Raw genomic sequence first — 25084 nt, 5'->3', positions numbered from 1 at the left:
GTGTTGACCTATGGGTTTCCAGTAACGGCAAGTAAATATCTGTTCCACGCCGCTTGCGAACGGAGTAATGTTTGCCCGATTGTTCGAGGGGGTCTCGCAACAGGAGGGGATGATGGGGGTCGACTGGGCTGGTCCGGTCGCCGCCGTGACACGCCGCAATGTCTTGCGGTTGTTCTCGGCAGGCGTGATGGCAAATGTGCTTTCCGGGTGTCGACACGACTGGCCACCGGCCGCGGCCTGCGAGCTTCCCTACCCGATCGTCGACGTTCACTGCCATTTCTTCAACGCGGCCGATGTGCCCGTGGAAGGGCTGGTGCGCTATGTGGCGCTGCGGGAGAAACTGCCGGAAGCAAAACTCTCCGCCGATCCGCTGCAGTCGAAGCGTCTGGAAAACGCCCTGGTGGTTTTCCTCGTGACGGCCCTTGGCGACGTCGCGCCCAAGGCCAAGGCTGAGGACGCTATTCTCAAGAAGCGGGTGCCGCGCCCCTCCGACGCCGAGTTCGAGCGGCAGAAGGACGAGCAGTTGCGCATCGCCGTCAAGCAACTGGTCGCGCTAGCCGGCGAGCAGCGCGCATCGTTGACCGCACGAAGCGGCGCCGAAACGCCGGATTATCAAGGCCTGCTGGAACAGATCGGCGGCACCCCCGGCCTGCCGCAGGGCTTGCAGCGGCGCTCCGGCAGCGTGGAGGAGACGGATGTCGATGCCCTGGCGTCGGCCGCCAAGGCCCACGAACAGATCGGCAACTACCTTTCCTTCGTGCGCCTCATGCAGGACTACCGCGAAAACCTGGCGGAAACCTATGCCCGGATCTTCGCGTCGAAATGCCGGTTTTCCATGATCACGCCGAGCATCCTCGATTTCGAGAAGTCGATCGGCGGCAGGGCATCGCCGCAGCACGACCAGATCGACGTGATGGACGAGATCCAGCAGCTGGTGATCAAGCGGCACGGCATCCACATGCACAGCTTCGTCGGCTTCGATCCGCACCGGGAGGCGCAGAAGCGTGGCTCGTCGCTGGAAAACGTCCGCTACGCGATCATGGAAAAGGGCTTCATCGGCGTGAAGATCTACCCGCCGATGGGCTTCAAGGCATGGGGCAATGCGGATCCGGCGATCGATGCGGCGCTGAAGCGGCTCTACGACTGGTGCCGCGACAACAGCGTGCCGATCATGGCGCATGCGGAAAACAGCATCGGCGCCGGCTGCGGCTATGGCAATATGGCGAGCCCCGCCTACTGGAAGAAGCTGCTCGACACCAACCGTTACAATGACTTGCGGATCAATCTGGCGCATTTCGGCGCTTTCGATGAAGTCATTCGCCCAGGCGCACCGACGGGGGTCATGGTGTCCTGCGCCCAGGACAAATTCTCCGGTCCGCCGACCTGGGAGGACATCATTGGCAAGACGATCGGCCACGGGCGCCGGCCGAACCTGTTTGCCGACCTGAGCTACCTGAGCGAGCTCGTCACCGACAACACGCCCGGGCTGCACGAAAAAATCCGCGCGCTGCTCGACAAGTGGCTGCGGGACTACGATCCCGATGCGCGCCATCTGATGTTCGGCACCGACTGGTCGATGATGGCGCTGGAGAAGGACTACAACGCCTACGTCCCGCGGATTGCCCAGCAACTGAAGGAGGCCAATGTCAGCGAGGAGGACCAGCAGAACATCTTCTGGAAGAACGCCTCCCGTTACCTCGGCCTCGACCGGCCGGGGCCGACCCGCCAGCGGCTCGCCACCTATTGTCGCAAGCGTGGCCTGGACGCCTCCTGGCTCTCGCAGCTGGAGATCGCCTGACCGCGGAGACTGCTACCCGCGGCCCGGCACGTGCCTATCGCCACGGTGCGGTTCTGGCGATCCATTCGCGCGTCCGGCCTTCCGGGTCGGCATTGCGGGTGATGTCGGTAACGACGGCGGCGATGTCGGCGCCGTGCTCGAAGACGCCGGCGATCCGCTCGACGTTGAGGCCGCCGATGGCGACCAGCGGCAGCAACCCGACACGGTTCCGCCAGGCGGCAAGGCGCGGCAGTCCCTGCGGCGCCCACTTCATAGCCTTGAGAATGGTCGGATAAACCGGTCCGAGCGCGACATAGTCGGGCTTGGCAGCAAGTGCTGTCTCCAGTTCCGTCTCGTCATGGGTGCTGAGTCCGAGCTTCAGGCCGGCGGCGCGGATTGCAGCAAGGTCGGCCTCCGCCAGGTCCTCCTGGCCGAGATGGACGAAGTCGCAGCCTTCCGCGATCGCCAGTTGCCAGTAGTCGTTGACGATGAGCTGGCAGCCCTGCTCGTCGCAAACGGCCTTGGCCGCGCGGATCTCGCGGCGGATCTCTGCTTCCGTACGATCCTTGACGCGTAGCTGCACCAGCTTGACGCCGAGCGGCACCAGCCGCTCGATCCAATCCGCGCTGTCGACGATGAGATAGAAGGGGTCAAGTTTCACGCAAACACCGCCTTTCCGATGACGGGGGTGGAAGGGACGGCAAAATCGCGCGGTTCGAGCATGCCCGCCTCGAAGGCCTGCCGGCCGGCATCGATCGCGCCCGCGAAGGCAGCGGCCATCAGTGCGGGCTTGGCGGCGCCGGCGACGGCGGTGTTGAGCAGGACGGCGTCGTAGCCGAACTCCATCACCGTCGTTGCGTGCGAGGGCCGGCCGATGCCGGCATCGACGATCAGCGGCACATCGGGAAAGTTGGCCCGCACTGCCCTGAGCGCCTGGATGTTCTGCGGCCCCATGGCGCTGCCGATCGGCGCGCACCAGGGCATCAGCACCTTGCAGCCGGCTTCCACGAGCCGTTCGGCAACCACGAGATCATCCGTGGTGTAGGGAAAGACTTCGAACCCTTCGGCCGAGAGGATGCGCGCCGCCTCGACCAGGCCGAAGACATCGGGCTGCAGCGTATCGTGGTGGCCGATCACTTCGAGTTTCAGCCAGTTGGTGCCGAAGACCTCGCGCGCCATCTTGGCCGTCAGCACCGCCTCTGACACCGAGTGGCAGCCGGCGGTGTTCGGCAGCACGTGCACGCCGAGCGCCCGGATCAGTTCGAAGAAGGCGCCGCCCTGGCGGCCTCCGGCGGTTTCGCGCCGGAGCGAGACCGTGACGATCTCAGTGCCTGACGATCGCACCGCATCTTCCAGAACGGCGGGGGAGGGGTAGCGGGCGGTGCCGAGCAGCAACCGTGAGCGCAGGTCCTGTCCATAAAGCGTCAGCATGTCTCAGCCTCCTTTCATCGGCGAGAGAATTTCGATCCGGTCCCGGTCGCTGAGCGCATGACCCGAACGGTCGGCCCGGTGCACCAGTTCGCCGTTGACGGCGGTGGCGAGCCAGTCGCCTTCGAAATCAAGGGCGGCCAGAAGCTCGGTGAGGGTGGTGACGGCGAGGTCGTGATCCTCGCCATTGACGGTCAGTCTCATGCGGCATCTCCCTTCAGGTCCTGCGCAAGCGCGAGGTCGGCTGCTTCCGCCGCCAGGGCCGGCGAAAGCAGGAAGCCATGGCGGTAAAGTCCGTTGATCGTGATGGTCTGCCCGGTGCGCAGGGCGCGCGGCAGGTTGTTGGCGAAGGCGGGGCGGACGCCGGCGCCGGTTTCGACGAGGCGCGCTTCGCCGAAGGCCGGATGCAGCGCATAGGCGGCGTTCAGCAGTTCCATGAGGGAGCGGGCGGTGATCGGTCCGCCGTCATCCGTCTCGATCATCGTCGCCCCGCACATGAAGAGGCCGCCGCCGCGCGGCACGATGTAGAGCGGGATGCGGGGATGAATGAGCCTGACCGGCCGCGACAGTTCCACGTCGCTTGTCTGCAGGTAGAGCATTTCACCGCGCACGCCCCGCAGGCCCCGCGTTTCGCCGATGCGTGCCGCGCCGGCGCAGTCGGCGACGAGATCGTGGTGGCCATCGTCGCTCGTCTCATCGAGGAAGGTGACGCCGTGATCGACAAGCTTCTGCCGCAACCGGCTCAGCGCCCGGCGCGGGTCGAGATGCGCCTCACCGGGAAAAAACAGCGCCTCGCGGAAACGTCCGGCAAGCGCCGGTTCCAGCCGTTCGATCGCGGCGGCGTCGAGCCATTCGAAGCCGGAGGTGCGTGAGGCAAAGCGCTTGAGTTCGCCCGCATCCCGTGGCGGGGCGACGACAAGCGTGCCGTTTCGGGAAACCTCGCCTGGCAGGGCGTCGTCCCACCAGTCAATGGCGCCGATGCCCTTCGTCAGCACCACCTCTTCGGCGCTTTCGCGTTCGCACCAGGGTGCCAGCATGCCGCCGGCAAACCAGGAGGCCGCGCCGGCAAAGCCTGGCTTTTGCTCGACAACCGTCACCGCGACACCGCGGGCGCTAAGTTCATGCGCCAGACAGAGCCCTGCGACGCCGGCACCTTTGACGAGGATCCGCATGGCTCAGTGTTCCCGCGAGGCGTGGGCGGGCCGTCGTGAGGGAAGCGGGATGGTGTTGGCGGTGTGCATGCCGAGGCTCCGATTGTGGAGACCCAGTTCACGAGCGAAGGAAGGGGAAGGACGCCTTGCCGTAGAATGGTCGCGTGAAGGCGACGTTTGCGGCAGCGATGTCTGCACCGTCCCTACGCCAGTATGAACTGGATCAGGTTCAACGGGTCACTGCGCCGCGCAAATCGCATAGCAGAATCTCAGCCCCTTAGCGGGACACCCCTGGTGAATGCTCCAAGCTGACCGTTCGGGGCGGTTTTTGTCAAGAGCCAGCATTCGTGTGCGATGTGATCTCATCTGCCGAAAAAATTATCTATAATTTTGCGACGAGAAAGCGGAAGCGTTGGCGGCGTGCTGAAGGGAGGAGTGTCAGGCGGGCAGAGCGGGTCGAAAAATACCGGAGAAGCCCGGGCTCGTCCTCGTTTCTCGGGTGCGTTACGCCCGATTTCGGAAATGGGAGCTGCGACCGATTGATTGGTAATTGGTGCCCCGTCTCGGCGGTTTCCAGATTCGTTCACGGTCAAAAATGCAACCATAAGGGTATGCGATAACAGAAACTCTCCATTTGGGTGCTTGCGAACTTTGCTGGTCGATAAAATTATAGATAATATCAGATTCTATCTATTTCGCATTTGCAATGACCTGGAGGACGAGCCGAAATGCTGGACGGAACCCTATCAACTGGCGCTAATTTTACCCCGGGCGACGCGGGCGAATCCCGCTGGACCCAAGCGGAAGCTGAAAAAATCTATAATATGCCGTTCAACGATTTGCTCTACCGCGCACACACGGTCCATCGTGCGCAGTTCGATCCCAACGCCATCCAGATGAGCCGGCTGCTCTCGATCAAGACCGGAGGCTGCGCCGAGGATTGCGGCTATTGCAGCCAGTCCGCCCACTATCCGACCGGGCTCAAGGCATCGAAGCTGATGGAGGTCGAGCGTGTGCTTGCCGAGGCGCGAAAGGCGCGCGACGGCGGTGCGACGCGCTATTGCATGGGGGCCGCCTGGCGCAGCCCGAAGGATCGCGACATGGAGGCGATCGTCGCCATGATCGGCGGTGTGCGGGCGCTTGGCATGGAAACCTGCATGACGCTCGGGATGCTGACGCCGGACCAGTCCGCACGGCTCGCCGAGGCCGGGCTCGACTACTACAACCACAATGTCGATACCTCCGAACGCTTCTACGGAGAGATTATCACCACCCGCAGCTTTGCCGACCGGCTGGAGACGCTCGCGAATGTCCGCGACGCCGGCATCAAGGTCTGCGCCGGTGGCATTCTCGGCATGGGCGAAACCGCCGACGATCGGATCTCCATGCTGGTGACGCTCGCCAATCTGCCGGTGCCGCCCGAAAGCGTGCCGATCAACATGCTGATCCCGATCCCGGGCTCGAAGCTGGCCGATGCAGCGCCCGTCGATCCGATCGATTTCGTCCGCACCATCGCACTTGCCCGCATCCTGATGCCGCTATCGCATGTCCGGCTTTCGGCCGGCCGGACCGACATGAGCGACGAGACGCAGGCGCTCTGTTTCATCGCCGGCGCCAATTCGATCTTTGTCGGCGAAACCCTGCTGACCGCCGACAATCCCGGCGAGGACCATGATGCGGCGCTCTTCCGACGCCTGGGGTTGAAGCCGATGGCTCCGGCGGCAAGGCAGGATGCGGCCGAATGACCCTGGGTCTGTTTGCGCGCTATGAGAAGACGCTGGAGGGCCTTGATCGCAAGGGCCGCCGGCGCGCACTTGCCCCCGCTGGCGGCCTGGATTTTACCTCGAACGACTACCTGGCGCTCGCCGCTTCGACGCGGCTGAAGGCGGCGATAACGGGTGCCATCGCGCGCGGCGTGCCGGTCGGCTCCGGCGGCTCACGGCTGTTGCGCGGCAATCACGAAGAACACGAGGCGCTTGAGGCGGAAGCGGCCACCTTCTTCGGCGCGGAACGAATGCTCTTCTTCGGCAGCGGCTATGCCGCCAATGCTGCCCTGTTTTCGACGCTGCCGCAGCGCGACGACCTCATCGTCCACGATGCCCTGATCCATGCGAGCGCCCATGAAGGCATCGCTGCGAGCAAGGCCGATTCGGTTGCGGCAGCGCACAACGATATCGACGCCTTTGCCGATGCGATCGGCCAATGGCGCCGCGCCGGCGGCACAGGGCGCCCGTGGATTGCCGTCGAAAGCCTCTATTCGATGGATGGCGATCGGGCGCCGCTCGCTGACCTCTTAGCGCTTGCCGCGCAGCATGACGGCTTTCTCGTCATCGACGAGGCGCACGCGACCGGCGTCTTCGGGCCGGAAGGTCGCGGTCTCGCCGCTGAGCTGGAGGACCGGGAGAACGTCGTCATGCTGCATACTTGCGGCAAGGCGCTCGGTGTTTCCGGCGCACTGGTCGGAGCAAGCGCCGTGCTTTGCGATTATATCGTCAACCGCGCCCGCAATTTCATCTATTCGACCGCGCCCTCGCCACTCATCGCGGCCGCGGTGCGTGAAGCGCTCGCCACCCTCGTCGACGAGCCGGAACGCCGCGCCGCATTCGACGGCCTCAGGTCCTTCGCCAACCGGGCGCTCACCGAGGTGCTCGGCATCGAAGGCAGCGGCTCGCAGATCCTGCCCATCCCGATCGGTGATAACGGTCGAGCGGTCTGCATCGCCGCCCGCATGCGGGCCGAGGGTTACGATGTCAGGGCAATCCGCCCGCCGACGGTGCCGGAAGGCACCGCGCGTCTTCGGATCGCCATCACCCTCAACGCCGACCGGGCCGCAATCGTGCAGATGCTGCAGCAGTTGAAGATCGCGATCGCGAAGGAGCGGCCATGAAAACCCGTATTGTGGTCACCGGTACCGATACCGGCATCGGCAAGACCATCTTCTCCGCGGCGCTTACCGATGCGCTCGACGGTTGCTACTGGAAGCCTGTGCAGTCAGGGCTCGACGAAGAAACCGACAGCGAGACCGTCGCCCGGCTCGGCCGGTTGTCGTGTGACCGCGTCCTGCCCGAAGCCTACAGGCTCGCAACACCGGCATCGCCGCATCTGTCAGCACGGATCGACGGCGTCACCATCGAGCCGGAGCATCTTTCCCCGCAGGCGGTGGAACGACCGCTGGTGATCGAAGGCGCAGGCGGGCTTCTGGTGCCGCTGACGGAGCACACGGTCTTTGCGGATGTCTTTGCGCGCTGGCTGATCCCGGTGGTTGTCTGCGCTCGCACCGGGCTCGGCACGATCAACCACACCCTCTTGTCGCTCGAAGCGCTGCGCCGCCGCGCAATTCCCGTTCTCGGCGTCGCCTTCATTGGCGACGCGCAGGAGGACAGCGAAGCGATCATCGCGCGCCTTGGCGGGGTGCGCCGGCTCGGCCGACTGCCGCGGCTCGACCCGCTGACGCCCGACAGCCTGCGCCACGCCTTCGCCGAGAATTTCAACATCGCCGATTTTCGAGGGATGCCGGCATGAAAAGCTCCACCGTCTGGTATCCCTTCACCCAGCATGCCCTCGAACCGGCGATGCGCCGCATCGTCGGCACCGAGGGTGCCTATCTCGTCGACGAAGATGGCACGTCGATCCTCGATGCGATTTCGTCCTGGTGGGTTATCACCCACGGCCACCGTCACCCCACGATCATGGAGGCGATCCGCAGGGCTACGGAGACCTACGACCAGATCATCTTCGCCCAATATACTCACGCACCGGCGGAAGACCTGGCGCGCGGGCTGATCGAGATCGCACCGCCCGGGCTCGCCCATGTGTTTTATTCCGATAGCGGTTCGACTGCGGTCGAGGTCGCGCTGAAGATGGCGCTCGGGTTCTTCCACAACAGCGGCCAGCCGCGGAGCCGGATCTGTGTGCTGGAGCATGGCTATCACGGCGACACGATCGGCACGATGTCGGCCGGCGAAAGAGGCGTCTTCAATGCCGCATACGCGCCGCTGCTCTTCGCCGTCGATCGCCTGCCCTTTCCGGAGCCGGGCCGGGAGCAGGCAACGCTCGACGCCTTCGAACAGGCTTGCGCTTCCGGCGAGGTTGCCGCCCTGTTGATCGAGCCCCTGCTGCTTGGCGCCGGTGGCATGAAGACCTATCCGGCTTCCGTGCTGTCCGAGCTGAAACGCATTGCCGAACGGCATGGCAGCCTGCTGATCGCCGACGAGGTGATGACCGGTTGGGGGCGGACGGGCAGCCTGTTTGCCTGCGAGCAGGCCGGGATCGCGCCCGATATTCTCTGCTCCTCGAAGGGGCTGACTGGAGGCGCGCTTCCTCTGGCCGCGACGCTTTGCACCTCGGAGATCTTCGAGGCGCATCTTTCGGTCGACCGACGCAAGACCTTCTTCCATTCGAGTTCCTACACGGCCAACCCGATCGCCTGTGCCGCGGCACTTGCCAATCTCGCCGTCTGGAGACAGGAGCCGGTGGGCGCGCGTATCGAAACCTTGGTCGCGCGCCAGCGTCGACATCTGGCGCGCTTCGCCGATGATCCTCGCTTCGGCGACGTTCGCCAAATCGGCACCATTACAGCCCTCGACCTCACGGTGCCGTCCGGCGGCTATCTCGCCGAGGTCGGCCCGCAGCTCAGGGCGTTTTTCCGCAAGCGTGGTTTGCTGATCCGTCCGCTCGGCAACGTCATCTACCTGATGCCGCCCTATTGCGTCACCGATGCCGATCTCGGGCGGGCCTATGACGCGATCGACGAGGCGGCGTCGCTCTTCGGGACAGGGCAGCTATGAGGCTCGTTCGCTCATCCCGGATCGTCGGTTTCGGTCATGCGGTGCCGGAGCGGCGTGTCGCCAACGGCGAAATCGAGACGACGCTCGGGCTTGAGCCCGGCTGGATCGAGCGCCGCACCGGCATTCGCGAGCGGCGCTGGGCCGCGCCTGAAGACACGCTGTCGGGGCTTGCGGCAAAGGCGGGCGCAATGGCGCTCGAAGATGCCTGCACCCCGCCCGGCAATATCGCGCTGGTCCTGCTTGCGACCTCGACGCCCGATCACCTGCTGCCGCCTTCAGCACCCCTGCTCGCTCATCGTCTCGGCCTTTCCAACGCTGGTGCGATCGACCTTGCCGGCGCCTGCTCGGGCTTCCTCTACGCCCTGACGCTTGCCGACGGTTTCGCGCGGGCTCAGGGAAAGCCGGTGCTGGTGGTGGCGGCCAACATCTTGAGCCGCAGGATCAATCCGGCCGAGCGGGCGAGCGCCGTGCTCTTTGCCGATGCGGCCGGCGCCGTCGTCGTCGCGCCGTCCGATGACCCGCAAACCGGCCTCGTCGGCACCGACCTCGCCGCCGACGGCAGTCGCTACGATCTGATCTCGATTGCCGCCGGCGGCAGCAACAGGCCGTTTTCTCCCGATACCAGGTCCGAGGACCTGTTGATGACAATGCGCGACGGGCGCGAGATGTTCGCGCAGGCGGTGGAGATGATGACGGCCTGTGCCGTGAACGCCATGGACGCCGCCGGCTGCGTGGCCCCGGACATCAGCCGCTTCGTGCCGCATCAGGCCAATGCCCGCATTTTCGACGCCGTCTGCGATCGTCTCGGCATCGCGCCGTCGAAAACGGTGCGCACGATCTCGGACTACGGCAATTCGTCGGCCGCGACCATCCCGCTGTCGCTATCGCTGGCGCACCGAGAAAAACCCTTCGTCTCCGGCGAAAAGCTGTTGCTGACGGCGGCCGGCGCGGGGCTTGCGGGAGGGGCGGCAGTGCTCGCGATCTGATGACGCGTCGACGGCAGCCACGCCGCGTAACCTGGCGCGCGCGCCGTGATGTCAGGGTGTTGAGGGCGCGGCGCAAGAGCCGCGTTTCATCAGCATTGGCTGCAGCTTGTATTCCTCCTGCAGCGCATGGCTGCCGAGCACGCCTTCGAGTGCCAGCCGGGCGATCTCGTCGATCGGCTGGCGAATGGTGGTGAGCCGCGGCAGCACCAGCGAAGCCAGAGGAATGTCGTCGAAGCCGACGATCGAAAGGTCGTTCGGGACCCGAAGCCCCATGTCGTCGGCGGCGCGCAGCAAGCCGATTGCCTGCTGGTCGCTGGCGGTGGCGATCGCCGTCGGGCGACTTGCTACGGGTTGCGTCAGCAGCTGCTTACCAAGTTCTTCACCTGAGCGGTAGTCGAAGTGCCCCTCGACGATCTGCGGCGGAACGTAGTCGCCTGGGTGGCTTTTTCGGAATTCCTCGAGCCGTTGAACGAAACCGCCGCGGCGCTCGCCGGAGACTTCGGTCGTGCCCGGACCGCTGATATAGCCAAGCCGACGATGGCCGAGCGAAAGCAGGTGGTCCGCGGCGAGATAACCGCCCTGACGGTTGTCGACGGAGACGAGCGCATGGCCGCTCAAGGGCCGGTCGACGGTCACCGTGCGCGTGCGCGACGCCAATCCATCGGCGAGGCTGTTGCTGACGGGAACGAGGATCAGCCCGGCCGGCAACCGTCCGAGCAGGGTTTCAATCTGCTGCTTCTCGGCGTCCGGGTCGTCATGGGTGTTGGCAAGCAGCACCGAGTAGCCCTCGGCGGAAGCCAACATCTCCACCTGTTTGGCAAGCTCGGCAAAGAAGGGGTTGGTGATGTCAGGCACGACCAGGCCGATAATGTCGGTCTTGGCGAGCCGGAGGCTGCGACCGAGAATGTTCGGTCGGTAGCCGATCGCGTCGATCGTTGCTTCGACCTTTGCCCTGATGTCCTCGCTCACCGTCTTGTTCTTGGCAAGCACACGCGAAACCGTGCCGACGGACACCCCGGCGCGCTGGGCAACATCCTTGATCGTCGGGTTCAAACGGTCGGCTCCCTATCACGTTCGCTGCATCGATCAGGAGGGAAAAATCATGCAACGGATCAAAGTCTTACGCCAGCGACCGCGGGTCCGCCCGACGGCAGCTGGCCTTCCTCTTAGATCAGAGAATGCCGCGAACCGGTAGCGGCTTCCAGCACAAATTTCTCAGCGATGAAACGTTTCATATTGACAGCGATACCGCCTTTCTATCTTCTAAAGGTCGAAGCGAGCCACGCATGTTCATGTGATGAAACGTTTCATTGATGGTTGGAGGACCATCTTTTCACCGGAGGAGAACCCATGAAATTTTCCCTGTATGCGTCTATCGTCGCACTTACCGTTGCCACCGCATTGCCGACACTTGCCATGGCTGCCGATAAACCCGTCGTCGGCCTCGTCATGAAGTCGCTTGCAAACGACTTCTTCAAGAACATGCTGGAAGGCGCCGAAGCACATGCGCAGAAGCGTGGCGACTACGAGCTTAAAGCCATCGGCATGCAGAACGAGACCGATTTCGAGAGCCAGCTGAATGGCGTCGAGAACTTCATTACCCAGGGCGTCGATGCGATCGTGATTGCGCCGGCCGACTCCCGCGCCATGGTCGCGCCGCTGAAGAAGGCGATGGATGCGGGCATTGTCGTCATCAATTTCGACGTTTCGCTCGACGAGCAGGCAAAGAAGGATGCCGGCGTCGATCTGGCCTTCGTCGGCCCTGACAATCGAGGCGGCGCCAAGATGGTCGGTGATGCGCTCGCCAAGGATCTCGGCGCCGGCGGTAAGGTCGTGATCCTCGAGGGCAATCCGGGCGCCGACAATGCGGCGCAGCGCAAGCTCGGTTTCGAGGATGCGATCGCGGCGGGCAAGCTCGATCTTCTCGATTCTCGGACGGCGCATTGGGAAACGGAAGAGGCCAATTCCGTCTTCTCGACCATGCTGACGGCGCATCCCGATATCCAGGGTGTGCTCGCCGCCAATGATTCCATGGCGATTGGTGTCGTCAAGGCGCTCGACGCGGCTGGCCGAAACGACATCAAGGTCGTTGGCTTCGACAATGTGCCGGCGGTCGCCCCCATGCTGAAGGACGGCAAGCTTTTGGCGACGGTCGACCAGTTCGGTTCGCAGATGGCGGCGAACGCAATCGACAAGGCGCTCGAAGTCGTGGCCGGCGGGCCCAAGCTCGAAGGTTGGGTGAAGACCGACATCGAGCTCGTGACCAAGGACAACGTGAAATAGCTCTGAGACCGCGCGTGCGCACCGGGCGCTGCCCGGTGCGCTTCGGCAAGGACAGCATCCGCCGCAGGCCAATGGTTTGCGTGCGCAATTGCTGCATTTCAAAAGGGCCAGGTCATGATGAACACGCAAACCGTGCAGGCGGAAGCGGCTGGCGTTTCGATGCCGCCGGTTCTGGAACTGCACGATGTTAAGAAAGCCTTCGGGGGTACCAAGGCACTGAACGGCGTCAGCCTCTCCATTCAGCCGGGCGAAGTGCACGGCCTCATCGGCGAGAACGGTGCCGGCAAATCGACTTTGATCAAGGTTCTCTGCGGTATCGTTCGTCCGGACGAGGGCGCAATCAATCTTGCAGGCCGGGCCTATGCGCCGGCCACGCCCCGGGAGGCCAAGGCCAACGGTCTCCAGGTGGTGCACCAGGAATTCAACCTTCTGCCCCATCTGTCGGTGGCGGAGAACATCTTCATCGAGCATCTGCCGCGCAATGCGTTCGGCGTCGTCAGACGGCAGGAGATGCATGCCGGCGCACGGGCCGCACTCGACGCCATCGGCCTCAGCGACATCGACGTGCGCTGGCCGGTCGCGCGCCTCGGCATCGCCCACCGACAGTTGGTCGAGGTGGCGCGCGCGCTGATGACGGAAAGCCGTATTCTCATCCTCGACGAGCCGACGGCGACGCTGACGTCGCGCGAAACCGAGCGGCTGTTCAAGATCGTCAGCGACCTTCGCGGTCGCGGTGTCTCGATCGTTTTCGTGTCGCATCATCTCGACGAGGTCTTCCGCATCTGCGATCGGGTGACGGTGCTGCGCAACGGCGAGACGGTGTTCTCGCGGCCGATCGTCGAGACCAATCAGGACGAACTTGTGCGCGCCATGGTGGGCCGCAAGCTGCAGCAGCAGATGGCGAGCGAAGTGGTCTCGTTTGCTCGGCCGGCACAGGCGTTGTCGCTTGCCCGGTTTCGCCCACCGCAATCGCCGCATGCCGAGGGCATTTCACTGCACCTGCACAAGGGTGAAATCCTGGGGATCGCCGGGCTTGTCGGCTCCGGCCGCACCGAGCTTCTGCGGGCGATCGCGGCCGCTCAACGGCCGCTCTCCGGTGAGCTCTTCCTTGAGGGGAAGCGCGCCTCCTTCCGCTCGCCGCGCGAGGCGATCAATGCCGGTATCGGCTTCGTGACCGAGGACCGGAAGGAGGAAGGCCTGATCCTCAACATGCCGATTTCGGCCAATGTCACGCTCGCGTCCCTCTCGGACGTCTCGCGTGCCGGCATCCTTGACAGGAAGGCGGAAATCGAGGTGACGGAACGGCTCGGCGCCGAGCTCAAGCTGAAATATGGCGGACCCGGCAAGAATGCCGCGACGCTCTCGGGCGGCAACCAGCAGAAGGTGGTGCTCGCCAAATGGCTGGCGCGCAATCCGAAGGTACTGCTGCTCGACGAGCCGACACGCGGCGTCGACGTCGGCGCCAAGGCCGAGATTTATGCCCTGATCCGCCAGTTCGCTGAACGTGGCTTGGCGCTGTTGATCGTCTCGTCGGAGCTGCCGGAACTGATGACCCTGTCGGACCGCATCCTCGTGATGTCGCAGCACCGTGTCGTCGGCGAGCTGTCGCGGCCGGAATTCTCCGAAGAACGTATTCTGCAATTTGCCTACCAGGGCGAGCAGCAACAGGCGAGGCAGTAAGATGCAAGCACTCGAAAAGACACAAACCGGCGAAACCGTCCATGCTCGCCAGCTGCCGGGCTGGTCGCCAAAGGTGCTCCTGCGCGACGCCGGCATCGGCCTGGCGCTCCTGCTTTTGATCCTCTTCTTCTCGGTCTCGACCGAGCACTTCCTGACGGCCAACAACATCTCCAACATCCTGACGCAGATCACCATCAACCTGATCCTCGCCGTCGGCATGACCTTCGTCATCCTGATCGGCGGCATTGATCTTTCCGTCGGCTCGATGCTGGCCTTCTGCGCCGTCGTCGGCGGCACGGTGCTGACGATCCCCGATCTCTCGGTGTTCCAGGCCGTGGCGCTGGCAACGCTCGCCGCTGTCGGCACCGGCGTCGTCTGCGGCTTCCTGAATGGCTGGATCAGCGCCTTCTGGGGGCTGCCCTCCTTCATCGTCACGCTTGGCATGCTGAACATCGCCCGCGGTGCCGCGCTGCAGGTGACGGACGCACGCACGATCTATTCGTTTCCGCCGAGCTTCAACGCCTTCGGCTCGCAGATGATCTTCGGCATCCCCGTCGTCTTCCTGATCGCGCTGCTGCTCGTCGCGATCGCCTGGTTCGTGCTGTCAAAGACGGTGTTCGGCCGGCTGCTCTATGGCATCGGCAACAACGAGGAGGCCGTGCGTCTCGCCGGCCATTCGCTGATGTTCTACAAAGTGGCGGCCTTCACGATTGCCGGTGCGCTCGTCGGCATCGCCGCCATGGTCTACATGGCCCGCCTTAACATCGCGAGCCCGATCATCGGCATCGGCTTCGAGCTGAACGCGATCGCCGCCGTCATCATCGGTGGCACCAGCCTCAACGGCGGCCGCGGCACGGTGATCGGCACCCTGCTCGGTGCCTGCATCACCGGGGTGCTTGCCAATGGCCTCATCCTGTTCGGACTCAGCGATTTCATGCGGCAGATGATCACCGGTGTCGTCATCATCCTCGCGGTGATCATCGACAAGTATCGCGAGCGGCTGACCGGCATCTAAGACCGGGAGCCACGTGCGGACGGATCGCAGCCCGCCGCAACCGACGAAACGCGGTGAAGGACAAGGTGGTCGGGTCGATAGACCCGCCCGCGGGGATCTCTGCGGCCTGGTTTTCACGCAGAAGCAAATGGGGAAGGTTAGGCCGATGCTCAAGAACATCGATCCGGCGCTAAACGCCGACGTGCTGCATGCACTACGCTCAATGGGACATGGAGACCGGATTGCGATCGTTGACGCGAATTTTCCCGCCGACACGATCGCCCGCCACACCCGGCTCGGCCTACCGTTGCACATTGCGAATGTCTCGGCCGCGCGTGCCGTGCGCGCCATTCTTTCCGTCATGCCGCTCGACACGCCGCTGCAGCCTTCGGCGGCGCGGCTGACGCCGGACGGGGAGGCGGGCGAACTGCCGGAGGTCCAGCGCGAGGTGCAGGCCGAGCTCGTGCGTGCGGATGGTATTCTTTCGAAGATGTATGCGATCGAGCGTTTCGCCTTCCACGAGGAAGCAAAGCGCGCCTATTGTGTCATCTTGACGGGCGAGGCGCGCCGCTTCGGCAGCTTCCTCTTCACCAAGGGCGTGGTGCCGCCGGCCAGCCACTGGCACGAGGCCGTCGCCGGGTGAGAGCCACCTTGGCCGCCATCAAAGGGTCGCAAGCTCTCGATTGGAAAGCACGCCATCATTGGCCCGCCTTATCTCGACCTTCCGTTCGAGCTCGGCGACGATGTCTTCGCTGAAATCGATCGAGGTCAGCTCGGCGATTTCGGGCAGGGCGCCGGGCGTGAAGACATTGACCTCCACCAGCTTGTCGCCGACGACGTCGAGGCCGACCAGGAACATGCCGTCGCGCATCAGTTTGGGGCGCATCTCTTCGGCGACGGCAAGCATCGCTGGGGTGACGACGGCCGCGGCGGGCCGGCCGTTGACATGCATGTTGGAGCGCAACTCGCCTTCCGCCGGAACGCGCCGCACGGCGGCATAGGTGTCGCCACGCTTGAGCGGTCGGCCGTTCATCAGGAACAGGCGGACATCGCCCTCCGTCGCCGCCGGCAGGTACTCCTGCGCGATCACATAGCCCATCTCGCTGACGGCCTCGAAGATCTGGTTGAGGTTCGTCTCATGGCTGGAGCCGACCTTGAAGACGTTCTTGCCGCCGGAGCCCTGCAGGGGCTTCAGGATAACGCCTTCGGGATGGGCGTCGAGGAAGGACCGGACCTCCTCCATGTGTTTCGTGATCAGCGTGGTTGGACGGACGACCTCGGGAAAACCCTGCAGATAGAGCTTGTTCTGTGCTGCCGCCAATCCGTCCGGGTCGTTGACGACGATCGCGCCGCGCTCGGCGGCGAGCCGCCCGAAGATGATGCCGGCCTGGGTCGCCCAGGGACGCGTTGCGGCATCCTCCGAGGGGTCGTTGCGCAGAAAGAGGATCTGGATATCCGTAATGTCCAGGACCTCGCGCCGCGTCGCATCACCCCGCAGTGCCGCAATGAAGGTTTCAGCCTTGCGCGGCTTTGCGGTTCCGAGAGAAAGCGCATGGACGATCAGGCGGCCGTCGGGTGTTAGAACGAAATCGCCTGGCGTGAGGTAGACGATCTCATGGCCGCGGGCGAGGGCGGCGAGTGCCAGCGACGTCGTCGCATAGAACGTCTCTTCGCCCTCGATGGAGTTGACGAGAAAGGCAATGCGCATTCGGTTTCCTACTCTGAGATCAAGTCGAGCGGGGACAGTCCCCTTTGGGCTCGCTGAAGTCGGTCGCGCGCTTTGACCTCATCGAGAAAGATAGGGCGGAGCGCCGCGGTACCAAGGAGGCCGCGCAGGCTGAGTTCCTGGATCGCGCCGAAATGCGAGGCGGCGATCTTGCCCATCCAGAACGGTTCGAGAGTGCCGCCGCCGGCGAGGTGATCGAGAAGCTGCAAGAGGCCGCGCAGGTAGATCGCGTCCTTGACCAGCCCGCCGCCGCGATAGATGCGCAGCGTGATGTTGAAGGCCTCGGTGGCCGCAAAGCCGTGACCGTCGACGAGCAGCCGGTAGGTCTGCGGAAAGGGTGCGCCGTCGAGCATGGCGGCGCAGCCGACGACCCGTGCCGCCAGCACGCGCAGCCGGTCTATCGTCATGCCGGCGCTCAGATATTCGGCAAAGACCGCGAGCCCCTCCTGCATGCCTTCGTAACCGGCCAGTCCGGAGCGAAGGATACGCAACCCCTGGGCCGAACCGTTGAAATAGGTCAGCAGATGCACGCCGATCTCGTGGTTGAGCAGCGCCTCGACGCGATCGGCGTCGAGCGCGGAACTCCTGGCGATCAAAAGCTGGCCGCGCGAAACGAGCAAGCCAGCCGGCAGGTCGTCGCGAATGTCGACGGAGGCGGAAAAATCGGCCGACTGGCGCCGATAGGCCAATATCATCGCCTGGGCGCGCTCCCTTATGTACTCGCAATCGCGCCTGTCTGCGGCCGAAGACCGTGCATCGCGGTCGGGTGCAGTGCGCGCCAGGATTTCGGAGGCGGCGTCATGAAGCGTGGCTTCCACCGGGCCATAGAGGGCGCGGCCGAACTCGACGAAGGTGCGCGTCTCCCGCGCCGAGATCATCGACAGCTGCAGATCGACCTCCTGCTGCTTTTCCCGGTAGAGGGCGTAGAGCAGCGGATCTTCGAGATGTTCGAAGTTGAGGGAAAAGAGCTTCCGCTTGGCCGTCTCGATCTGCAGCGTCAGCGGACGGTAGTAGAGGCGCGGACTCTTGGAGAAGCCGCCCGAAGCGAATTCCGCCCAAGCGGCTTCGGCGTTGATCGGCGTCACGGCCAGAAGGAAGTCGAAGCTGGAGGCAATCTCGTCGATGCCGCGGTCGGCGCGCACGACGGCATCGACGAAGGCCTTTCGGCCGAAGGCGCGGTGCGTCGGCAGCCGAAAACTGTCCGATTTTGCGCGGGCGAAAGCAGCAACGGCTCTTAGCCCCGCGTCGAAGATGCTCGCGACCAGCCGCTCGCGCAGTTGCGGATAGATGCGGCGCGTTCCCGGCTCGCAGTAGATCGGCGCGAAGCGCACCGTCAGGTGCGGGGTGTCGAGCGCAAGGGCCTTTCGGCCTGTCGCTGTCGCCGCTGGGCGCTCGACGAGCGTCACATGCGGCGTGCGGAATTTTCCTTCGATCGTTGCCGCCGTCTCGATCAGGGCCTTGGCGGCGACCTGCTCGGCGGCACGCGCGCCGGCGACCACCTCGATCAAAAAGGGCGGCAGGAAGGGCGCGTCCTTGGCCGGCGGTTCATCGCTTTCGAGCTCGCCGAATTCGAGCACGATGAAAAGGCCGAGACGTTGTTCGATTACGCGCCCGACACGTTCGATGATTGCGGCGGCGGTATCAATATCGGGCGCCAGCAGATAGGCGGCGTTCGCCTGGGCGATGTCGCGCGCCACCGGCTGTTGGTGCTCGGCGGCGATGTGCACACAGAGGAAGGGAACGAGGCGGTCGATGTGCAGCCGTCCGCCCTCGCCGAAATCGCGCCGCACGGCGCGGCCATCCGTCAGCCGGCCGATCGCTTCGTCGAGCCAGGCCGGGGCCCGACTTACGGGCGTCGCTTTCTCCTCCGTCATCGCTGCCTCGCCAACGTTTCGGTCAGGATCGGGACGAGGGAAGAGACCAGTGCCCGCAGAGAACGAAGCGCCCGGATATCCGGCTTGCCGGTCCATTCGTCCATGAAGGTCTTCTTGAACTCGATCGCGATCGCGCAGCCGGTCTCGGGAAAATGCTCGTGGATGAAGCGCGTCTGCTCTCCGCGTCCCTGGAAGGCGACGTTCTCGCGCACATCCACCGGCCGGCCGTCGATAGAGGCGGTGCCGAGCGCCGACATCAGCGTATCGATGACGCCGGCCCATCTGAGCCGATCCATCGAGGAGGTCCCGATGTTGATTTCCGGGGCTTCGTCGGGAGCCGCAGGCGCGGCGTCCGGTCCCTGTCGCCGGTGGTTGTAGCTGTGCATGTCGAGCACGATGAAGCGACCGTGGCGGCGCTCGATCGCCGTCAGCATCGAATGCAGCATGGCATAGTACTCGTCATGGACGGCGAGGGACGCCTCGATCATCTCGACGGGCGGATGTTCCCGCCAGACGGAAAGGCCCCAGGCTTGCGCCGGCTGAAGATAGACCGCGCCCGTGCGGGCACGGTTGAGGTCGACCTCGAAGCGGGACCTATGGACGACGATGCGGTTGGCAAGATCGCGGATGACGAACTCGGTGAACGGATCCTCCTCGCGCAGCCGTTCCTCGTCCGTCAGGGCGGTGAGCGCGCGGGCGTCGCTGCGCATCGCGTGCCCGTTGTGGATCGCCGTGCCGACGATCGGCCCATCGCCGCGGTGTGCGGTCCACCAGGTGGTTTCGCTGGCTGAGCGGAACTGTTCCGTCGGCTCGCTTTGCATCTTCGCTCCCGCACTCCCTCGCTCTGGTCGCTACGGGGGTGCAACTCCCCGGTGGCCCGAAGGGTTCCAGAACGGGAGAAATTTCCGGGGCGGTCGGGACGCAAGGCCACCCCGCTCCGACAGCCGCCCTCAACGTTTTTGCTGGCCGATCTCGCCGAGAATCCACTGGCGGAAGGCGCTGATTTTCGGGGCGTTTCGCCGGCTTTCCGGATAGACCATCCAAAAGGCCTGGCTCTCGTCGCAGAGCAGATCGAAGGGCTGGATCAGACGCCCGTCTGCGAGTTCCGCGGCAAAGAAGGCCGGCGTCAGGATCGCCACGCCCTGTCCGGCCGCGGCCGCATTTCCCTCATAGACTTGGGCGCCCATGCTGGAGCCGGGCCGGCTCGCAAGCCCTTCCACCGGCACGTTGGCGGCGGCAAACCACTGCGCCCACCAGGGATCACCGGGGTCGAGAAGCGGCAGGCGCAGGAGGTCGGCCGGTTCCTTCACGCCACCGATGCTGGCCGCAAGGCCTGGGCTCAACATCGGCGAAAAATCGGCGTTGATCAGACGGTGGGCGGCAAGTCCCGGCCACTCGCCGCGGCCTGAGCGAATGCCGATATCGACCTCCTCGCGACTGAAGTCGACGAGATGCGGCTCGGTTTGAAGTCGCACGGCAAGCGAGGGGTGAGTGATCTGAAACGAGCCGAGGCGCCGCGCCAGCCAGTTGGAGGCAAAGGTTGCGATCGTACTGATGACCAGTGTTCCCTGGGCGCCGCCGCGCGCGCTCACATAGGCTTCGCTGAGCTGCTCGAAGACCTGCGTCACCACGGGTGCAAGCCGCTGGCCGACCTCGGTGAGCGCGATCTGGCGTGGGCGGCGGAGGAACAGGGGTGCGCCGATCCGATCTTCCAGCACCTTGATCTGATAGCTCACCGCAGCTTGCGTCATGCCGAGTTCGCTTGCGGCATTGGTGAAACTTCCATGGCGCGCGACCGCCTCGAAGACCCGTATCGCCGTCAATGGGGGAAGCGGAAGTGTCTTATGCATCAAATGGCCTTATGCATGGTGACCGATATTCGATTGGAAGTTGATGCCGTCCACAACCATTTTCAAGGTCCGTCCATTAGACGGATTGATGAAGAGGATGACGGCTATGACAACCATTCAAGTACGTAGTTTTTCGTCGACAAACGATTTTTCCGTCGGTTCCTGGCTGGCGCTCCTGTTCGCGAGGAAGAGCCGGACGACCGATGTCGTCGACGTCAGGGATCTGTCGGATCACCTGAAGCGGGATATGGGCTTTCTCGACGGCAACCGCCCCGACGGGCACGACCTCCCGACCGCATGATTTCGTCCGACCGCTTGATTTCGACAGACCCGGGCGGACCTCCCACCGCCCGGGTCTTTTCTTGCCCGCGACGCAGCGTCGTCGCCCGGGCGGAGCAGTTTTCCACGTCCCGCCCGCTCTTTGGGTCAGAATTCCTTTAATCTACTGTTTAAGTGGATAATCTCGGTGGTGTCGGCCGGCGCGAGTTTGCGGCGGCCGCCTGAGATGAGGTCCCTGATGAGCATGTTGCGGCAATACGAGCGTTTGAGTGCAATCCGCGAGGTCCTGCAGGGCCGGCTGGAACTGCACGAGGCACGCGATTGTTTTGGTTTCGACGATATCGAGGATGGCACGGTCCATGAGCTTAAGGATCGCATTGCCGAACTCTCCGATGAGATCTCGACCTTGAAAAGCCGCTGCGGACGCTATCAAAGCTTCGGCCGTCAGTGACCAAATCCGCCAACAATTACCTGAAGTGACGACGGCACGCCGTCGATGAATGGAAATCCCCATGACATTGCATGTAAATTCCCGCGTCGCAGATTATGCGATCAACCCGCTTTTTCTCGAGCGCTGGTCTCCGCGCGCCTATTCGGGTGCCGAGATTTCCGAGCCCGAGCTGTTCGAGATTCTTGAGGCTGCTCGCTGGGCGCCGTCCGCCTACAATGCCCAGCCTTGGCATTTCGTCTATGCGCGCCGCGGCAGTGAAGGCTGGGAGAGGCTGCTCGGCCTCCTGAACGAGTTCAACCGGAGTTGGGCGGCGGAGGCATCGGCGCTGATCTTCGTGTTGTCGAAGACTTCACTGTTGCCGCCCGGCGGTAGCGAAGAGGTGGCGTCCTACACCCATTCCTTCGATGCCGGTGCCGCCTGGGGTGCGCTTGCGCTGCAGGCAGCGCATTCCGGCTGGCAGGCGCATGGTATGGCCGGTCTCGACTATGAGCGCGCGCGAACGGAGCTCGGCGTGCCCGAGAACTATCGGATCGAAGCGGCCGTCGCGATCGGGCGTCTCGGCGACAAGGCGCTGCTTCCGCACGCGCTGCAGCAGCGCGAGCAGCCAAGCCCGCGCAAGGCGCTGTCGGAGATCGTATCCGAAGGCCGGTTCGTGGCCGGCTGACCCGTCAAACGAGGGGGCGGGCAAGGCTTGCCGGCTTGCCCCCTCAGTGGTCGTCGGTCTCATCCCGGCTAGTCTCATTCAGCGCCTGCACGGTGACCGCAGCGACGAGGCCGGTCAGTACGATGCCGGAAAAACCGATCACCAGCGCCAGCAACCGAGCGCTCAGATGCTTCGGCGTGATGTCGCCGTAGCCGATGGTCAGGCCCGTGACGAAGGTGAAATAGAACGCTTCGTCGAGCCGCCAGTCTTCGATGCGGCCGATGACGACGCCGGTTCCTGCCATTACGATCAGGATCGCTGAGAAGATCGGCCAGAGCAGCTGAAGCTGCTGGTAGAGATTGGAGAAGAACCGGCGTCGCATTCTCTTCGTCTGCCGCCGGCGTTGAGATTCCGCCACGCAATCCTCCCTCTCGCGGATAGGCCTGGAAGGCGAACCAGCCGCGCCCCCAAGACGATCGGCCCAAGGCTCGCTTGCCGCCGTCGAAATCCCTTCGCAAACGCACCGCCGCCGCTCTGAAGATAGCCCTGAGTCGGGTCGGCTTCCAGCGCCTGTTTTCCGGCCGGCAAACGGGATGCGATGCCGTCAGTTGCATTTCTTGCAACCGCTTTGGCCGAGTGCTATCGCTTTAGAATAATCTCATGAAAGCTCCTGCCAAAGGACAACCCGGATGGCATCGCATGAGCATTCACTTGCCGGCGACGGCCGCTCTCTCTCCGCGGGCCTGCGGCTCGACGTGATCGCAGGTCTTACGGCCGCCGCCGTGGTCCTGCCCAAGGCGATGGCCTATGCCACGGTCGCCGGCCTGCCCGTCAGTGTCGGCCTCTACACCGCCTTCGTGCCGATGATCATCTACGCGCTTCTCGGCACGTCGCGCGTTCTCAGCGTCTCGTCGACCACCACGCTTGCGATCCTCGCCGGCACGCAGCTCGGCCTTGCCGTCCCGGATGGCGATCCGGCCAAGCTGCTGACGGCGACCGCGACGCTGACGGCGCTCACCGGCGCGCTACTGTTCCTGGCATCGCTGCTGCGTTTCGGCTTTGTCGCCAATTTCATATCGTCGCCGGTGCTGATCGGCTTCAAGGCCGGCATCGGCCTTGTCATCGTGCTCGACCAGGTGCCGAAGCTGCTCGGCATTCACATCACCAAGGAAGGCTTCTTCCGCGATATCCTCAGCATCGCCGGGCACCTGTCCGAGACCTCGATGCTCACGCTCGCGATTGCGGCCGCGGCTCTGGTGGCTTTGCTTGCGATGGAGCGCCTCTGGCCGCATTCGCCGGCGCCGCTTCTGGCGGTGGCCGCGGGCATCGCGCTTTCCTGGTTCGCGGGTCTCGCCGCGCTCGGCGTTTCCACCGTCGGCTTCATCCCGCAATCGCTGCCTTCGCTGACACTTCCGAGCCTGGGTCTTGTTCAGGAACTCTTGCCGGGCGCGCTCGGCATCGCGTTGATGAGCTTCACCGAGACCATTGCCGCCGGCCGGGCCTTTGCCGCTCCGTCCGACCCGCCGATCCGGGCGAACCGCGAGTTGCTGGCGACGGGTGCCGCGAATTTCGGAGGCGCCTTTTTCGGTGCCATGAGTGCCGGCGGCGGCACGTCGCAAACCGCCGTGGTGCGAGCGGTCGGCGGTCACAGCCAAGTGGCGTCGCTGGTCACGGCGGCCGCAGCGGCAGCGACCATGCTGGTCCTCGCGCCGCTGCTCGGTCTCCTGCCGCAGGCCGTGCTTGCGGCGATCGTCATCGTCTACTCGGTCGGGCTCATCAAGCCCGCGGATTTCCTCTCCGTCCGCAAGGTCCGGCTGATGGAGTTTCACTGGGCGTTGGCCGCCTTTCTCGGCGTGCTGTTTTTCGGCACGCTGCAGGGCATCATCGTTGCAATCGTGCTGTCGTTCATCGGGCTCGCGCGCCAGGCGGCCTCGGCGAAGGTCTATGTCGTCGGCCGCAAGCGCGGCACCGATCGGCTGCGGCCGCTCTCGTCCGCACACCCCGATGACGAGACCTTCGAGGGGCTTTTGATCCTACGCCCGGAGGGTCGGCTCTTTTTTGGCAATGCCCAGCAGGTGGCCGACCAGGCGCAGATGCTGGTCGCAAAGCAGAAGCCCAGAGTTGTCGTGCTCGACATGAGCCGGGTTTTCGACATCGAATATTCGGCGCTGCAGATGATGATGGAGGGCGAGCGCCGCATCAGCGAACACGGCGTCACCGTCTGGCTGGCCGAGCTGAACCCGGACGTGCTTGCCTATGTGCGCGCATCCGGCTTTGCCGATCAGCTCGGCCCTGACCGCCTGTTCGTCAATACCCGCACGGCGCTCCAGCACTATCTGGCTGGCGCCGCGCAGGCGTAAAGCAATTCCAGGAAAGGGCACAGCGGTTTTCCGTCCGGAATTGTGCTCAGAAAATGAGCTATTCCGCCATCATCTCGCCCGTTCCGCCGAAGGCCGGCGGGAAGTCCCGATACTTCGGCAGGCCGTCCTTCATCGGCAGCACCGTCTCCTGATAGTTGACATGAAGCATCGGCTTGAAGGCAAGCGACGGGATTGCCGCTGCAAAGACGTCGGTGACACCCCAGAGCGGATGTTCGGTCATGAGATGCCCGCCGCAGGCCTTGCACCATTTGCGCACGCTCGTTGCCGTCTTCTGGTAGCCAACCAGATTGTCCGCACCCTTGACGATCTTGACCTTCTCCGGTGGCCAGAGCGTAAAGGCGTTGACCGGGCCTGCCGACCAGCTTCGGCAGGAACTGCAATGGCAATAACCCATGGCGGCCGGATCGCCGCTCACTTCGATCTCGACTGCGCCGCAGAAGCACTTTCCGTTGAGGCTGCCGTTCGCTGCCATGACTTTCTCCAATGAAAGAACGCAAGGGGCAGAACGCCTTGAGTTGGCGGCTTTCCTTGGGTTCGGTTTTGTTCTGACCGGCCTTTTTTTGCCGATCGGCTCAATGGTCTTCGTTCCGCTGGACAGGGCCGTCCTTCGGTTCTGAACCATTCTCCAATGCGTGACCTGATGCCTTGGCTTCGGTCACAGAGTGGCGTTCGGCTCCCGGCTTCCCATTCTCCTTGAGGAGCGCAGCCCGGCACTGCTAGGCTCGCTAGAAAGTCATCAGGACAGTCGGGATTTCATTGACGCGCCTTCCGTGATGATGCTTTCGCCGCGCGGC

Annotated in this window: 25 protein-coding genes and 1 riboswitch; of the genes, 14 read left to right on the top strand and 11 right to left on the bottom strand. The window is 64.2% G+C overall.

Annotated elements, in window-relative coordinates:
- The first annotated feature begins 112 nt into the window (after nucleotides 1-112).
- Complete coding sequence (locus BLU15_RS16110) at nucleotides 113-1798, top strand: amidohydrolase family protein (RefSeq protein ID WP_162765871.1); 1686 nt, start codon at nucleotides 113-115, stop codon at nucleotides 1796-1798.
- Between the two features lie 34 nt (nucleotides 1799-1832).
- Here BLU15_RS16110 and BLU15_RS16105 read toward each other — a convergent pair whose 3' ends face one another.
- From BLU15_RS16105 to thiO, 4 genes are read right to left on the bottom strand one after another with little or no spacing between them, the layout of a single operon-like run.
- On the bottom strand, nucleotides 1833-2438 hold the full coding sequence (locus BLU15_RS16105) for a thiamine phosphate synthase (RefSeq protein WP_090296477.1): 606 nt from the start codon (nucleotides 2436-2438) through the stop codon (nucleotides 1833-1835).
- Nucleotides 2435-3208: a thiazole synthase gene (locus BLU15_RS16100; RefSeq protein WP_060521899.1), complete on the bottom strand. Its 774-nt coding sequence runs from the start codon at nucleotides 3206-3208 to the stop codon at nucleotides 2435-2437. Before BLU15_RS16100 ends, BLU15_RS16105 begins: the two co-directional genes overlap by 4 nt.
- A 3-nt stretch (nucleotides 3209-3211) precedes the next feature.
- Entirely contained in the window at nucleotides 3212-3409 is a 198-nt protein-coding gene (gene thiS / locus BLU15_RS16095; protein WP_034798454.1) for a sulfur carrier protein ThiS, read from the bottom strand.
- A complete protein-coding gene (gene thiO / locus BLU15_RS16090; protein ID WP_060521900.1) occupies nucleotides 3406-4377 on the bottom strand; it encodes a glycine oxidase ThiO in 972 nt (323 codons plus the stop codon). The genes thiS and thiO overlap by 4 nt, the downstream gene beginning before the upstream one ends.
- A gap of 161 nt (nucleotides 4378-4538) precedes the next feature.
- Nucleotides 4539-4659, bottom strand: a riboswitch (TPP riboswitch).
- A 425-nt stretch (nucleotides 4660-5084) separates the two neighbouring features.
- Here thiO and bioB point away from each other — a divergent pair.
- The 5 genes from bioB to BLU15_RS16065 are packed head-to-tail and all read left to right on the top strand — an operon-like array spanning nucleotide 5085 to nucleotide 10129.
- On the top strand, nucleotides 5085-6101 hold the full coding sequence (bioB, locus tag BLU15_RS16085; RefSeq protein ID WP_090296474.1) for a biotin synthase BioB: 1017 nt from the start codon (nucleotides 5085-5087) through the stop codon (nucleotides 6099-6101).
- The gene (locus tag BLU15_RS16080) at nucleotides 6098-7243 is read left to right on the top strand and encodes an 8-amino-7-oxononanoate synthase (RefSeq protein ID WP_090296472.1); all 1146 of its coding nucleotides are present in this window, start codon (nucleotides 6098-6100) and stop codon (nucleotides 7241-7243) included. The genes bioB and BLU15_RS16080 overlap by 4 nt, the downstream gene beginning before the upstream one ends.
- Nucleotides 7240-7878, top strand: a complete 639-nt coding sequence (gene bioD / locus BLU15_RS16075) for a dethiobiotin synthase (RefSeq protein WP_090296469.1) — start codon at nucleotides 7240-7242, stop codon at nucleotides 7876-7878. Before BLU15_RS16080 ends, bioD begins: the two co-directional genes overlap by 4 nt.
- Complete coding sequence (locus BLU15_RS16070; RefSeq protein ID WP_090296465.1) at nucleotides 7875-9143, top strand: adenosylmethionine--8-amino-7-oxononanoate transaminase; 1269 nt, start codon at nucleotides 7875-7877, stop codon at nucleotides 9141-9143. Before bioD ends, BLU15_RS16070 begins: the two co-directional genes overlap by 4 nt.
- Nucleotides 9140-10129 (top strand): beta-ketoacyl-ACP synthase III, encoded by a 990-nt coding sequence (locus BLU15_RS16065; protein ID WP_090296462.1) that lies wholly within the window; start codon nucleotides 9140-9142, stop codon nucleotides 10127-10129. The genes BLU15_RS16070 and BLU15_RS16065 overlap by 4 nt, the downstream gene beginning before the upstream one ends.
- Before the next feature lie 51 nt (nucleotides 10130-10180).
- On the opposite strand, the gene BLU15_RS16060 is transcribed toward BLU15_RS16065, so the two are convergent.
- Nucleotides 10181-11182, bottom strand: coding sequence for a LacI family DNA-binding transcriptional regulator (locus tag BLU15_RS16060; protein WP_060521906.1), 1002 nt, complete (start codon nucleotides 11180-11182; stop codon nucleotides 10181-10183).
- A gap of 297 nt (nucleotides 11183-11479) precedes the next feature.
- On the opposite strand from BLU15_RS16060, the gene BLU15_RS16055 reads away from it, so the two are divergent.
- The 4 genes from BLU15_RS16055 to BLU15_RS16040 all read left to right on the top strand — a co-directional run bounded on the left by BLU15_RS16055 (nucleotide 11480) and on the right by BLU15_RS16040 (nucleotide 15729).
- Nucleotides 11480-12412, top strand: coding sequence for a sugar ABC transporter substrate-binding protein (locus tag BLU15_RS16055; RefSeq protein ID WP_034798471.1), 933 nt, complete (start codon nucleotides 11480-11482; stop codon nucleotides 12410-12412).
- Nucleotides 12413-12529: 117 nt separating this feature from the next.
- A complete protein-coding gene (locus tag BLU15_RS16050; RefSeq protein ID WP_090296650.1) occupies nucleotides 12530-14092 on the top strand; it encodes a sugar ABC transporter ATP-binding protein in 1563 nt (520 codons plus the stop codon).
- Nucleotide 14093: 1 nt separating this feature from the next.
- A complete protein-coding gene (locus tag BLU15_RS16045) occupies nucleotides 14094-15107 on the top strand; it encodes an ABC transporter permease (RefSeq protein WP_060601798.1) in 1014 nt (337 codons plus the stop codon).
- A 145-nt stretch (nucleotides 15108-15252) separates the two neighbouring features.
- A complete protein-coding gene (locus BLU15_RS16040; protein WP_090296459.1) occupies nucleotides 15253-15729 on the top strand; it encodes an RbsD/FucU family protein in 477 nt (158 codons plus the stop codon).
- Between the two features lie 18 nt (nucleotides 15730-15747).
- Here BLU15_RS16040 and BLU15_RS16035 read toward each other — a convergent pair whose 3' ends face one another.
- The 4 genes from BLU15_RS16035 to BLU15_RS16020 all read right to left on the bottom strand — a co-directional run bounded on the left by BLU15_RS16035 (nucleotide 15748) and on the right by BLU15_RS16020 (nucleotide 20536).
- Nucleotides 15748-16794: a glutathione synthetase gene (locus BLU15_RS16035; RefSeq protein ID WP_090296457.1), complete on the bottom strand. Its 1047-nt coding sequence runs from the start codon at nucleotides 16792-16794 to the stop codon at nucleotides 15748-15750.
- A gap of 8 nt (nucleotides 16795-16802) precedes the next feature.
- Nucleotides 16803-18686 (bottom strand): flavohemoglobin expression-modulating QEGLA motif protein, encoded by a 1884-nt coding sequence (locus tag BLU15_RS16030; protein ID WP_090296454.1) that lies wholly within the window; start codon nucleotides 18684-18686, stop codon nucleotides 16803-16805.
- Complete coding sequence (locus BLU15_RS16025) at nucleotides 18683-19507, bottom strand: N-formylglutamate amidohydrolase (RefSeq protein ID WP_090296452.1); 825 nt, start codon at nucleotides 19505-19507, stop codon at nucleotides 18683-18685. Before BLU15_RS16025 ends, BLU15_RS16030 begins: the two co-directional genes overlap by 4 nt.
- Nucleotides 19508-19636: 129 nt before the next feature.
- Nucleotides 19637-20536, bottom strand: coding sequence for a LysR substrate-binding domain-containing protein (locus BLU15_RS16020; RefSeq protein WP_060521913.1), 900 nt, complete (start codon nucleotides 20534-20536; stop codon nucleotides 19637-19639).
- A 106-nt stretch (nucleotides 20537-20642) separates the two neighbouring features.
- Here BLU15_RS16020 and BLU15_RS16015 point away from each other — a divergent pair, with 106 nt between their 5' ends.
- The 3 genes from BLU15_RS16015 to BLU15_RS16005 all read left to right on the top strand — a co-directional run bounded on the left by BLU15_RS16015 (nucleotide 20643) and on the right by BLU15_RS16005 (nucleotide 21930).
- Nucleotides 20643-20837 (top strand): hypothetical protein, encoded by a 195-nt coding sequence (locus tag BLU15_RS16015; RefSeq protein ID WP_034798505.1) that lies wholly within the window; start codon nucleotides 20643-20645, stop codon nucleotides 20835-20837.
- 216 nt (nucleotides 20838-21053) lie between these two features.
- Nucleotides 21054-21266 (top strand): hypothetical protein, encoded by a 213-nt coding sequence (locus BLU15_RS16010; protein WP_370689606.1) that lies wholly within the window; start codon nucleotides 21054-21056, stop codon nucleotides 21264-21266.
- 61 nt (nucleotides 21267-21327) lie between these two features.
- Nucleotides 21328-21930 carry a nitroreductase family protein gene (locus tag BLU15_RS16005; protein ID WP_060521914.1) on the top strand — a complete coding sequence of 201 codons (603 nt, stop codon included), beginning with the start codon at nucleotides 21328-21330 and terminating at the stop codon, nucleotides 21928-21930.
- A 43-nt stretch (nucleotides 21931-21973) separates the two neighbouring features.
- Here BLU15_RS16005 and BLU15_RS16000 read toward each other — a convergent pair whose 3' ends face one another.
- The gene (locus BLU15_RS16000) at nucleotides 21974-22291 is read right to left on the bottom strand and encodes a potassium channel family protein (RefSeq protein ID WP_090296449.1); all 318 of its coding nucleotides are present in this window, start codon (nucleotides 22289-22291) and stop codon (nucleotides 21974-21976) included.
- Nucleotides 22292-22598: 307 nt separating this feature from the next.
- On the opposite strand from BLU15_RS16000, the gene BLU15_RS15995 reads away from it, so the two are divergent.
- Complete coding sequence (locus tag BLU15_RS15995) at nucleotides 22599-24269, top strand: SulP family inorganic anion transporter (RefSeq protein ID WP_090296447.1); 1671 nt, start codon at nucleotides 22599-22601, stop codon at nucleotides 24267-24269.
- 58 nt (nucleotides 24270-24327) lie between these two features.
- Here BLU15_RS15995 and BLU15_RS15990 read toward each other — a convergent pair whose 3' ends face one another.
- The gene (locus BLU15_RS15990; RefSeq protein WP_034798487.1) at nucleotides 24328-24762 is read right to left on the bottom strand and encodes a GFA family protein; all 435 of its coding nucleotides are present in this window, start codon (nucleotides 24760-24762) and stop codon (nucleotides 24328-24330) included.
- Nucleotides 24763-25084: the final 322 nt, after the last annotated feature.

The organism is Ensifer sp. YR511, from assembly GCF_900103045.1.
GTDB lineage: Bacteria > Pseudomonadota > Alphaproteobacteria > Rhizobiales > Rhizobiaceae > Ensifer > Ensifer adhaerens.
This window is presented reverse-complemented; position numbering and strand designations above follow the sequence as displayed.

What these genes read in the sequence shown, in the direction of transcription:
- bioB (WP_090296474.1), top strand. Translation starts at nt 5,085, where the DNA reads ATGCTGGACGGAACCCTATCAACTGGCGCTAATTTTACCCCGGGCGAC.
- BLU15_RS16005 (WP_060521914.1), top strand. Translation starts at nt 21,328, where the DNA reads ATGACATTGCATGTAAATTCCCGCGTCGCAGATTATGCGATCAACCCG.
- BLU15_RS16055 (WP_034798471.1), top strand. Translation starts at nt 11,480, where the DNA reads ATGAAATTTTCCCTGTATGCGTCTATCGTCGCACTTACCGTTGCCACC.
- BLU15_RS16010 (WP_370689606.1), top strand. Translation starts at nt 21,054, where the DNA reads ATGAGCATGTTGCGGCAATACGAGCGTTTGAGTGCAATCCGCGAGGTC.
- BLU15_RS16025 (WP_090296452.1), bottom strand. Translation starts at nt 19,507, where the DNA reads ATGCAAAGCGAGCCGACGGAACAGTTCCGCTCAGCCAGCGAAACCACC.
- BLU15_RS16100 (WP_060521899.1), bottom strand. Translation starts at nt 3,208, where the DNA reads ATGCTGACGCTTTATGGACAGGACCTGCGCTCACGGTTGCTGCTCGGC.
- thiS (WP_034798454.1), bottom strand. Translation starts at nt 3,409, where the DNA reads ATGAGACTGACCGTCAATGGCGAGGATCACGACCTCGCCGTCACCACC.
- BLU15_RS15990 (WP_034798487.1), bottom strand. Translation starts at nt 24,762, where the DNA reads ATGGCAGCGAACGGCAGCCTCAACGGAAAGTGCTTCTGCGGCGCAGTC.
- BLU15_RS16070 (WP_090296465.1), top strand. Translation starts at nt 7,875, where the DNA reads ATGAAAAGCTCCACCGTCTGGTATCCCTTCACCCAGCATGCCCTCGAA.
- BLU15_RS16045 (WP_060601798.1), top strand. Translation starts at nt 14,094, where the DNA reads ATGCAAGCACTCGAAAAGACACAAACCGGCGAAACCGTCCATGCTCGC.
- BLU15_RS16065 (WP_090296462.1), top strand. Translation starts at nt 9,140, where the DNA reads ATGAGGCTCGTTCGCTCATCCCGGATCGTCGGTTTCGGTCATGCGGTG.
- BLU15_RS16015 (WP_034798505.1), top strand. Translation starts at nt 20,643, where the DNA reads ATGACAACCATTCAAGTACGTAGTTTTTCGTCGACAAACGATTTTTCC.
- BLU15_RS16050 (WP_090296650.1), top strand. Translation starts at nt 12,530, where the DNA reads ATGAACACGCAAACCGTGCAGGCGGAAGCGGCTGGCGTTTCGATGCCG.
- BLU15_RS16080 (WP_090296472.1), top strand. Translation starts at nt 6,098, where the DNA reads ATGACCCTGGGTCTGTTTGCGCGCTATGAGAAGACGCTGGAGGGCCTT.
- BLU15_RS16030 (WP_090296454.1), bottom strand. Translation starts at nt 18,686, where the DNA reads ATGACGGAGGAGAAAGCGACGCCCGTAAGTCGGGCCCCGGCCTGGCTC.
- BLU15_RS16040 (WP_090296459.1), top strand. Translation starts at nt 15,253, where the DNA reads ATGCTCAAGAACATCGATCCGGCGCTAAACGCCGACGTGCTGCATGCA.
- thiO (WP_060521900.1), bottom strand. Translation starts at nt 4,377, where the DNA reads ATGCGGATCCTCGTCAAAGGTGCCGGCGTCGCAGGGCTCTGTCTGGCG.
- bioD (WP_090296469.1), top strand. Translation starts at nt 7,240, where the DNA reads ATGAAAACCCGTATTGTGGTCACCGGTACCGATACCGGCATCGGCAAG.
- BLU15_RS16020 (WP_060521913.1), bottom strand. Translation starts at nt 20,536, where the DNA reads ATGCATAAGACACTTCCGCTTCCCCCATTGACGGCGATACGGGTCTTC.
- BLU15_RS16000 (WP_090296449.1), bottom strand. Translation starts at nt 22,291, where the DNA reads ATGCGACGCCGGTTCTTCTCCAATCTCTACCAGCAGCTTCAGCTGCTC.
- BLU15_RS16110 (WP_162765871.1), top strand. Translation starts at nt 113, where the DNA reads ATGGGGGTCGACTGGGCTGGTCCGGTCGCCGCCGTGACACGCCGCAAT.
- BLU15_RS16035 (WP_090296457.1), bottom strand. Translation starts at nt 16,794, where the DNA reads ATGCGCATTGCCTTTCTCGTCAACTCCATCGAGGGCGAAGAGACGTTC.
- BLU15_RS15995 (WP_090296447.1), top strand. Translation starts at nt 22,599, where the DNA reads ATGGCATCGCATGAGCATTCACTTGCCGGCGACGGCCGCTCTCTCTCC.